This is a genomic window from Vallitalea sediminicola (assembly GCF_054408565.1).
The window spans coordinates 1-10016 of record NZ_BTPT01000098.1 but is presented as its reverse complement, the minus strand read 5'-3'; the positions used below and the strand labels follow the sequence as shown (position 1 = coordinate 10016).

The following is a 10016-nucleotide window of genomic DNA, read 5'->3' as shown; positions in this document are numbered from 1 at the left end:
AGATTCTTTAGCAATAACTTGCAGAGCTCTATATATATGATGAACATCAAAAACAGGCTGTTCAATAAACTTTGAAGAGAGTTTGAAAGTAGAAAGTTTTGAAGAAGGAAAAAGAATTCTACCATAAATCAATACTCCTGAATTTAGAAAAAACCTATTTTGACCTATCTAACTTTTGCTAACATGATGAATCGGGAAAAACTTGAGTTAATATGATTTGAAAACATAGGCTAAACATGTTATAATAACATCAATATTAAATATTGTTTTGTTAAGAAAATAGCAAACCTGTTGAAAAATAGGGACGCAAAGCTATGGGTCTAAGGGATTATATCCTAGGACTGCCAGGTTGCCGTATAATAATTTAGATGGCAGCGACTATTATTAGTAGCTGTTTTTGTTATCCCAATTTCATGATTGTAGAAACGTTATGTGTAATTTTGTAGCTTTTTTTGTGGCGATTATTTTTATTTGTTAAATAGTTGAAAGAGGGGAAATATGAAAAATAAAGAAATTAGTTATGATAAAGTATTTTTGGTAAAATTTTTGGAACAATTGAATGTAGAATTAGAGTATAAGCGATTAGATGATAAAAATGAAGATTTAATTGCTGAAGCAGCTAAATGTCTTGCTGAAACTTTTGCAGGGGTGACTGTAAAAGAAGAAACAATTTCTGAACCAATGGTACAGGCTGTTCACTTATCTATTGATGATTTTAATGAATTTGTTTATAGCTATATGAAAAATGTTGTACAACAAGGATTATGTTATATCGCTATAAACAAAAAGAACAATAGAATAATAGGTGTGCTAGCATGTGAGGATTTTGACCCAGATGAAGAAGTACCCCCATTTACAGATAATTTGGAGCCAATGAATAAAATTTGTGAATTGCTGGAGGTTCTTGATAAGAGGTTTTTAGATACTATTTATTATAAAACAAATAAAAAAATTGAGAAGAATGAATTTGTGCATATGTTTATGATTGGAGTAAAGTCAGATAAGCTAAAGAAAGAAATTGCAAAAGACTTAGTAAAAATCTGTCAGGATGATGCTATTAAAAGAGGGTATAAAGGTATGTTTCTTGAAGCTACCAATATTAAATCTGCTATTTTAATTTCAAAATATTTTCATTTTAATCTTGTACATGATGAAAAAGGGAAGCTTATCCATACAAACTACGCTGAAACAGAACATTTTAAAGATATACCACCTGAAAAATCCTTGGATTGTAAACTATTTTATAAAGCACTTGACCCAGAATATGATATTTAATATTAAACTACAAAATATTTACTAGGAGGTATACATATGTATAAGATTGACGTAAATTCAAGTAAGAAATTAGTATCATTAGTAGCTGAGGGAATGTTCACATTAGATGAAGCTAATGATTGTATGAAAGATTATGAAAGTAAATTAAAAATGATAAATGTTAAGGAATATGTGTTTTTAGTAGATGCGAGAAAACAATCAACTTCTACACCAGAAGTAGGAGAAGTATTAGTGAATGCATTAAAAAAATACTTGGAAACACCTTTCAAAAAAAGATATTATGTAAAACTTGATTCAGTTATTGCCATGTCACAAATAAAACGACTTGGTGGCAAAGAATTTGCTGATAAGTTTTGTTTAGTTAATACACCTGAAGAAGTAATTAATAGTCTATAATGCTTATAGAACAATAATATATATAATAATTTGTTGATTAACATATATAGCTAGTAAATCCAGTGAATAAGCATTTTCGCTGGATTTATTTTTACTTTGAATGAAATTAAGTATAGTGTTTATAATAATAGTATTGAATATATTATGTAGTTATAAAAAATGTAGGTCTAGGTAATAATTTATGTTTGTAGTAAGTTTGCACTATGAAATGAATATTAAGTAAATTGCGATAAATTACAAACTGATGTCAAATAAATATTTGATTTACAATATACTTAACATAGTTTATAATTGGTAGTGACAAAAAAAGACAATATATAGGAGGTATATAGTATGAAAAAAATATCAACAATGATGGTAGTGGTATTATCTGTTATGTTTATATTTACTGGATGTGATTATAATGAAAATAAATTATATAATGCATTTAAGAAAATGGCAGAAGTTACTTCAAATGAAAGTGATACAGATATTTCAGTTACATTTGAAACAGAAGGGTTTCCAGAAAGTCAACAATTAAGTATGGCTAGTGTTAGTATGTTATTAAAAGATTCCAATATTAACGTTCATACAAAATTAGTACAAAATAAGCAAAAGACTTCAAAAAAGATGTATGTAGATACACAGTTCGTTTTTGGTGGAATAGGAATGGGCGTAGAATATTGGACAGACTATAAAATGTCTCAAAAGGACTCTAAATTTCTACAAGTAATAAAATTACCATCCATAATGATGATGACACCATATGATGGTACACCTGGAAAGCAATATCTTGTTATTAATGGAGATAATAATGATGAAAATCTTGCTAATAATAGTAAAGTAGTGTTAGAATTACAAGACAAATTAAGTAAATTCTTAAAAGATTATGCATTGCAATATAAGCCTAACCTTAAATTAGTAAAAAATAAAGGTAGGAAAACAATTGATGGTAAGACTGCATATGTATATGAATTAGCATTAAATAACGAAACATTTAGTAAGTTGATTAATTACTCAGCTAATAACTTAATGGATAGTAAAGAAGCATTAGAATTTTTCCAAGAATATATGGATATAATATCAAAAATGATTGATAAACCAGAAAATGAAATTAGTAATACTAAGGAAGAGATAGATAGTTTTATAGAGAATTTAGATGAGAATAAGCCTAAATTAAAAGAAATGCTTAATGATTTTACTGATAAATTACGTAAGTGTAATTTCTTAGGTGAAAAAGGAATCGTTATAGAATATGCTATCAATAAAGAAGGTTATATTGTAAACGAATCTGGAGTAGTAGATTTGAATTTAGATTTTGCTAAAATAGAAGAAGTTATGGGTTTAAAAGATAAATTAGAAGATAAATTAGAAAATCAAGAATATGATGAAGATATCTTAGATGAAGAAGTATCAGGAGTAATCAAATTAGGTTTTGAATTCAACAGAAAAATATATAATATAAATGAAAAGGTTGAAATTGAGATGCCTGAATTGACTAAAGAAAATTCTATTGATATGAATGAATTGATGAAAGAACAAAGTGAATCAATTAGTCAAATGTATCCTAAAGATATCTAAAAAGAATTGAAATAAAGTAATTTGGGTTTAATAACTAAAAAATAAATACGTTAAAAGATGATTCTATGTATATAACAGGAATCATCTTTTTTTGGTTTTCTCAGTATTAGCCATTTTAATTTAGAATTATAGAAATAAGTCCTATTAATGTAGTTTTATATCATATAGATAAAAGATTATAGATGATAAAATGTAAATGTATAAAAATTTAGAAAATTATTGTATAGGAGGAAAAAAATGTATAATAAGGTTAAGGTTATTTTCATCAGCTTAGTTATAGTAACAATGTCATTGTCAAACTTTACAACGACTATTGCTATGGCATCTACGGAGAGTGAAAGTGATTTACGGATTACATCAGCTAACAAAAGTTTAGAGCAACGATTTAATTTATCTAAGCAAAATGTCCTTGAAGTACAAGTTGTTTCGCCTGAGAATGAACCAAGGGGTGAATGGGAACCTCGAATAACTCAACATTATGATGTAGATACAGTAATCCCTTCTTATTGGGGAAGTTATCACGGAGTACCTGCTAATGAAGGTGGTAATCACTATAGGGAATGTTTCTGCCTTCGTGATATCTGTCACCAAACTGATGCAGGACACTTGCTAGGTCTTGATAATGAAAACTTTACAATGCTCCAACTTTTTGCAATAGGTGCTAACGATAACACTATAAAACCATACTGGCCAAAATGGTCATATGATTTCTATGGTTATCCTTATTATATGGATGCTGGTTTTCAAGAGTTGCCTGCTCCGTTTGAGTTATTAGAAAAAATCTATCGTCAATACCTATGGACAGGGGATGACAGATGGATCAATGATCCAGAGATATTGGAATATGCTGAGAATTTACATTCAATTGATGCATTTATGGGTGCACATGACGTAAACAATAATGGTATTGCTGACGGTGGCGGAAACATGGATATTTTACCTACATTATGGGAATTTGAAGAGAGAGGTATGATTGTTGAAGCTGGAGATACATATGGTGTTCAATATCAATCCCTTTTAGCATATGCAGGTATTTTAGAAGCACGTGGAGAAATGACAAAAGCGCAAGAAATTCGTAATAGAGCCATTGCACTTAGAGAATATTTTGAAGAGAATTGGTATTCAGAAGAAGATCAAATATACATACGTGCTTATGATAAGTTTGGAGACACAAGAACAAATTGGGGACATGAAAATAGCTTTTTCATGCCAATGAAATTACTTACAGATAATGGTCCTAGAACAGATAGATACTTGGATTTTATTCATTACAATGCATTTGTTGATCCACTTAATGAAGAAGCCCAAACCTATCTAGCTGATACATTCTATAAACATGGAGAAAATGCTATGGGATGGCATTGGACAAAGAAGGTGCTTGAACATAATACAAGTTATCCTGAGATATTTTTCTTGAATATATCTAATGTTATTACAGGTATGATGGGTGTTGAACCAGATGCTCCAAATGATAAAGTTTCCACTATTTCACGTCTAACAAAAGAAGTACCATGGGTTCAAGTAGATAATATTCCTATAGGATCCAATAAAATCTCTGTTAGACATGATGGAACTGATCAAACCACATTTGAGAATACATCAGGATCTACAATGACATGGGAAGCTTGTTTTTATGGTCAAGTGGATTCATTAGAAGTAGATGGTCAAACTATGCAAGCTACGGTTGGAGAGCTAAATGGCAAGACAATAGCATATGTATCTTTAAGTGTACAATCAGGAGAAAAGAAGACAGTAAAAGCCAATAAAACACATCCTGGATTTTTATATCTTAGTGATCAACAATGGGCATATGTTACAGATGAAGATAAAATAAAATTAGATACAAGTTATGGCGAAAATGCTATTATGATTGATGAGAAAAACTATCAAAAAGGATTGGGTACATTAGCAAATACAACTATTCGTTACTATTTAGATGGTGAAGCTAGTAGATTTACAGCAACAGTAGGTCTTGATGATGTGAGAGAAGATCAAACTAGCGGTTCAGTTGTCTTTAGAGTATATGCAGATAACCAAAAAGTCTTTGATAGTCAAATCATGGGTATAGCAGATTCAGCAAAAGAAGTAGATATTGATTTGACAGATGTAAGAGTACTTGATCTAGTGACTTATGATGCTAGTGATGGTAGTAATCGTGATTATGGAACATGGGGAGATGCAAAAGTTTATACGAACCTTGAAGAATTACCTTCAGAAGCTCCAGCTGATTTTGTATACTTAAGTGATATATCTTCAGCTAGTGTTGGAGGAAGTTATACCACAGTTAATAAAGATTCAGATTATGACGGTAGAACCATTGATATTAATGAACGATCATATTTTAAGGGATTAGGTGTTCATGCAGACAATGAAATAGTCTATGATTTAGATGGTTTATACTCTAGCTTCATTGTGGATGTTGGACTAGATGAAAGTGTAACTAGTAATGGCGATGTCATATTCAAAGTATATGGTGACAACAACCAATTATTAAGAGAAACAAATACATTGACTCACACAAGTCCTATTGAAACTATGAATATTGATGTTACAGATATTAATCAATTGAAGTTAGTTGTTGATGATGCAGGTAGTAGTTATAATGACAGAGCTAACTGGGCTGATGCGCGACTTATTTATAATCCAGATATTGATTTGCAATCTGCACTTGTATTAGCACGTAAGATTAGATTTATAGACATGCCAGCAGTAGCAGAAACACAATTAACATTACCTGAAGTACCAGAAGGTTATACAATTGGTGTTAAAACATCAAGCGATACTTCTATTGTTGGGGTAGATGGAAGTATTACACCACCTGCTGCTGAAACAACTGTCACTCTAGTTCTAGAAGTTACCAGATTAAGCAATGGAGAAGTGGCTGAAACAAACCCATTGGATGTTTTGATTCCTTCAGATACACAGATTTCTCTCACATATTTCCAATGGGACTTGGCAACAGCTGGTTATGGTGATGTTGAACTTAATAAATCCAATGGTGGGAATTCTATCACTATAGGAGGCAATAACTATGATAAGGGAATTGGAACACATGCAGATAGTGAGATTGTTTATCAAATCAATGGTCAGTACGACTGGTTCAGGTGTGATATCGGTCTAGATGATGAAACAGGCAGTAATGGTTCTGTTGTATTCAAAGTATATGGTGACGATGATGTAACACCTTTATATGAAAGTAATGTGCTATATGGCACTGATTCGGTTGAGAGCATAAAGGTTAATATTAAAGAGCATAATAGACTTAAGTTAGTTGTAACAGATGGAGGAGACAACAAAAATCACGATCATGCTGATTGGGGAAATCCAATGTTATTAATTGATAAAGAAGTAACTACATCTGTATATTTAAGTGACTTAGACTGGACAAGTGCACAGTCAGGTTGGGGTACAGTTAAAAAAGATACAAGTGTAGATGGTAATCCATTGACAATTAATGGGAATACTTACGCAAAAGGAATCGGTGCCCATGCAAATAGTGAGATTATCTATAACTTAGATGGAGCATATACAATTTTCTATTCTCATATAGGTGTAGATGACGAAGTAGGAACAAATTCAACAATGGTTTTTGAGGTATATGCAGATGGAGAAAAGATTTACGAAAGTGGTGTAATGACTCCTAGTGATTCTTATAAGGAAATCAATGAGGATATAACCGGTGTTAATGAATTGAAATTAGTCATAACAGATGCTGGAGACGGAATTAATTCTGACCATGGTGATTGGGCAGATGCCAAGTTATATTAGATTAGATAACTAGGCAACTAAATAAAAGTGAAACAGTATAAGACTACACCCCTTTTTGTCAGCCCATTCCAATTTCTTGAAATAGGGTGACAAGTAAAATTTTTAGGTGGTAATATTTATAACTGAAAGATAGAAAAGTATAAGCCTCTATATATAATCTATAAGTAGTTATTATTGATAGAGTCATTTTGAAGAAATGATGTTATGGTTCAACCTACTACCTACAGTAAAGAACCTAAAACGTCGGGTCCTGATATTTTATTATTGGTATACTCTTAACAGAAGGAGGGCGTAGAATGGGCTATATACAGAGAATGAATGAAGCAATTGACTATATTGAAACCAATCTGGATGGGAAAATAGATTATGAAGTAGTAGCAAATTTAGCTGCTTGTTCTTTTAATTATTTTCAAAGAGTGTTTTCTTTGATAGTAGATGTATCTCTATCAGAATATATTCGAAGAAGGAGAATGACATTAGCTGCGTTTGAATTACAAGAAAGTAATGTTAAAATAATTGACCTTGCAATAAAATATGGTTATGAATCACCTGATTCATTTTCTAGAGCATTTAAAAAAATACATGGAATAATTCCTACACAAGCGCGTAATACTGGTGTATCCATAAAAGCCTATCCTCGTATCAACTTCCATATTTCAGTTAAAGGAGATGTAGAAATGAATTATAGGATTGAAGAAAAAGAAGCATTTAGAATTGTAGGTGTCAAGAGGCATTATAGGGGTCCGGAAGATGATGCAAGTGTGATTGATGGATTTTGGAATGAAATGTATAAAAAGGGTATTTATGATGAAATATTCAAATTGCAGACTGGGTCTCCAAAAGGTGTCCACGGTTTTATACATGTAAAAGGAGAAGATAAAGTAGATTATACTATTGCATGTGTATCGGATAAAGAACCGCCTTTAGGGATGGATAGTTATTACATATCTAAGTCAACTTGGGCTATTTTTGAAATAGTTGGTCCGATTAACATTGCAATGGCAGATGCATGGAAACGAATATTTAGCGAATGGCTACCAACGTCAAACTACAAATATGCAGAAAATATTGATATAGAATGTTTTTCATATGCTGGGGATAAAAGATCTGCTGATTTTAAGTTCGAGATATGGTTACCTGTTATAAAGAAAAATAATTAATTTAAGTTGATTTATAATTATATAGATGATTATATCATTACCACATAACTGAATAGGTATAGCAGCCGTCACCTTATAAAATTTTATTATTTGGTTAGGGAAAGACGGTTGATATACCTTATTAACGAATGAACTGATTGTAGAGTTTGCATTTAGCAAGCACTACTCTTTTTTTATCAACTTGTAATTTGTGATAAATTCTAATATACTTTCTTGTTCTTCTTTTTTTAGTTGAATTAATTTGGCTAATAAAACAGGAAATACTTCATTATCTGTATTTGTAGAAGGTTGTATCTGTTTAAAGAAATCTTCAAAACTTATTCCTAGAGCAGTAATAATTTTATTTAACATTTCTATAGTGCAATTAATTGCACCTCGTTCTACTCTCCCTATATGTGTGGGGTGAACTTTTGCTCTAAGAGCTAATTCCTCTTGGCTTAGATTTTTTGCTGTTCTAAACTGCCTTACTGTATTACCAACAATGTTTAATATGTCATTCATTTTATCACCCCAGTTTCCATGTATATAACTTACATATTTGTATTAAATTTATCAAGAGCATACATGCTATTGGAATTATAATTAAATAGCATAAATTGCTTGACAAAAAAACATATTTTTCTTATACTTGTTATGGAGAAGTGTTATGTTAATAAGAAATATTGATGATTAAGGGCAGATACCATTAGGTCGAATAATGGTATTATAAAATTAATGTAACAATTCTCACTCCTCACACCTTAACCCCAAGTTAAAGAAAGGGACAATATTAAAATCCCTTTCTTTTTACTGTATGTCTATTTATTAGTATTGACAAAATTTTAAAATTATTCTTATCCTATTATATAAATCTATGGAATAAAACAGATAAAATGGAAGGGTTCAAACAGCTATTTATATATTTTGAAGATCATGTTTCTATAAATAATTTATATTAATATTAAAAATGAAGCTAAATCTGTCATAAATCGTTGACAGCTTTAGCTTCATATGTAACATAGTATTATAGTAGAAAATTTTATTCTAAGATTATCTATATGTTAAACTATATATTCTTTTTAAAAAAGTAATACTTATGTTCAGAAGGACAGTCATCTAATACCCCAAATACTTCATATCCATGCTTAAGGTAAAAATCTTTTGCTTGGAAATCAAAAGTATCTATGTGAATTATGTTGCAACCCTTTTCTTTAGCAATTTTCTCAACTTCATTTAGAAGTACCGAACCATACCCCTTTTGTCTATATTCCTCTTTAACCCACAAAGCGCCTATATGAAGGCATTTCCAACAGTATAATAAACTATTTATTCCTGCTCTTATATCTCCATTAGTATCTTTTATAACTCTATTAATTTGTAAAAAAGATGGCTCTTGAGTAAATGGAACTTTAGTTGCATTATATTCAATTATCCCATTATTAACAACTTTACATTCTTCTTTTGTACTTTCCTCAATAATATAATTTTTCATAGTTAGTACCCCCCAATGAAATTCATATTTTTTTGTGCGTTTTAAGATACAATTATTTTTTTAATACATAGTATCTTCTTTGAGTACTTCAAAAATAATACGTTCTTAATACCGTATTAATTATATCATATGTTTGTTAAATTACATAAAAATCACCAAACAATTGCACGCAATAAAAGAGAGCTTTTTGTTAATATTTTATCATTCGTAACATAGGTTACAGAATTTTAATTACCTCATTGGTCCGCGGTTAGCAAAAAAACAAAAATTTAAAATATAATTAAAAAAATTAAAAGATTGTGTGAACTATGTTTTGCTATTAATGTTAAGGTCATAAATACAAAATTCTTTTAAACCTTATAAATAAAGGGACTGCGTAAAAAAAC

The 10016-nt window shown here is 30.3% G+C and carries 7 protein-coding genes and 1 riboswitch; of the genes, 5 read left to right on the top strand and 2 right to left on the bottom strand.

Features of this window, described 5'->3' with window-relative positions; genetic code table 11:
* Positions 1 to 271 precede the first annotated feature (271 nt).
* A riboswitch (cyclic di-GMP riboswitch) is annotated at positions 272 to 357 on the top strand.
* 141 nt (positions 358 to 498) lie between these two features.
* The 5 genes from ACX6CF_RS25400 to ACX6CF_RS25380 all read left to right on the top strand — a co-directional run bounded on the left by ACX6CF_RS25400 (position 499) and on the right by ACX6CF_RS25380 (position 8159).
* On the top strand, positions 499 to 1275 hold the full coding sequence (locus ACX6CF_RS25400) for a hypothetical protein (RefSeq protein ID WP_458788185.1): 777 nt from the start codon (positions 499 to 501) through the stop codon (positions 1273 to 1275).
* Between the two features lie 36 nt (positions 1276 to 1311).
* Positions 1312 to 1671 (top strand): hypothetical protein, encoded by a 360-nt coding sequence (locus ACX6CF_RS25395; protein WP_458788184.1) that lies wholly within the window; start codon positions 1312 to 1314, stop codon positions 1669 to 1671.
* A gap of 333 nt (positions 1672 to 2004) precedes the next feature.
* Positions 2005 to 3231 carry a hypothetical protein gene (locus tag ACX6CF_RS25390; protein ID WP_458788183.1) on the top strand — a complete coding sequence of 409 codons (1227 nt, stop codon included), beginning with the start codon at positions 2005 to 2007 and terminating at the stop codon, positions 3229 to 3231.
* A 237-nt stretch (positions 3232 to 3468) separates the two neighbouring features.
* Positions 3469 to 6999, top strand: coding sequence for an NPCBM/NEW2 domain-containing protein (locus ACX6CF_RS25385; RefSeq protein ID WP_458788182.1), 3531 nt, complete (start codon positions 3469 to 3471; stop codon positions 6997 to 6999).
* A gap of 296 nt (positions 7000 to 7295) precedes the next feature.
* Positions 7296 to 8159: an AraC family transcriptional regulator gene (locus ACX6CF_RS25380; RefSeq protein WP_458788181.1), complete on the top strand. Its 864-nt coding sequence runs from the start codon at positions 7296 to 7298 to the stop codon at positions 8157 to 8159.
* A gap of 162 nt (positions 8160 to 8321) precedes the next feature.
* On the opposite strand, the gene ACX6CF_RS25375 is transcribed toward ACX6CF_RS25380, so the two are convergent.
* Both ACX6CF_RS25375 and ACX6CF_RS25370 read right to left on the bottom strand, forming a co-directional pair.
* On the bottom strand, positions 8322 to 8660 hold the full coding sequence (locus tag ACX6CF_RS25375) for a helix-turn-helix domain-containing protein (RefSeq protein WP_458788180.1): 339 nt from the start codon (positions 8658 to 8660) through the stop codon (positions 8322 to 8324).
* A gap of 544 nt (positions 8661 to 9204) precedes the next feature.
* The gene (locus ACX6CF_RS25370) at positions 9205 to 9630 is read right to left on the bottom strand and encodes a GNAT family N-acetyltransferase (protein ID WP_458788179.1); all 426 of its coding nucleotides are present in this window, start codon (positions 9628 to 9630) and stop codon (positions 9205 to 9207) included.
* Positions 9631 to 10016 lie beyond the last annotated feature (386 nt).

Excerpts from the sequence above, each read along its gene's own strand:
- ACX6CF_RS25400 (WP_458788185.1), top strand. The coding sequence starts at position 499 with ATGAAAAATAAAGAAATTAGTTATGATAAAGTATTTTTGGTAAAATTT.
- ACX6CF_RS25395 (WP_458788184.1), top strand. The coding sequence starts at position 1,312 with ATGTATAAGATTGACGTAAATTCAAGTAAGAAATTAGTATCATTAGTA.
- ACX6CF_RS25390 (WP_458788183.1), top strand. The coding sequence starts at position 2,005 with ATGAAAAAAATATCAACAATGATGGTAGTGGTATTATCTGTTATGTTT.
- ACX6CF_RS25385 (WP_458788182.1), top strand. The coding sequence starts at position 3,469 with ATGTATAATAAGGTTAAGGTTATTTTCATCAGCTTAGTTATAGTAACA.
- ACX6CF_RS25380 (WP_458788181.1), top strand. The coding sequence starts at position 7,296 with ATGGGCTATATACAGAGAATGAATGAAGCAATTGACTATATTGAAACC.
- ACX6CF_RS25375 (WP_458788180.1), bottom strand. The coding sequence starts at position 8,660 with ATGAATGACATATTAAACATTGTTGGTAATACAGTAAGGCAGTTTAGA.
- ACX6CF_RS25370 (WP_458788179.1), bottom strand. The coding sequence starts at position 9,630 with ATGAAAAATTATATTATTGAGGAAAGTACAAAAGAAGAATGTAAAGTT.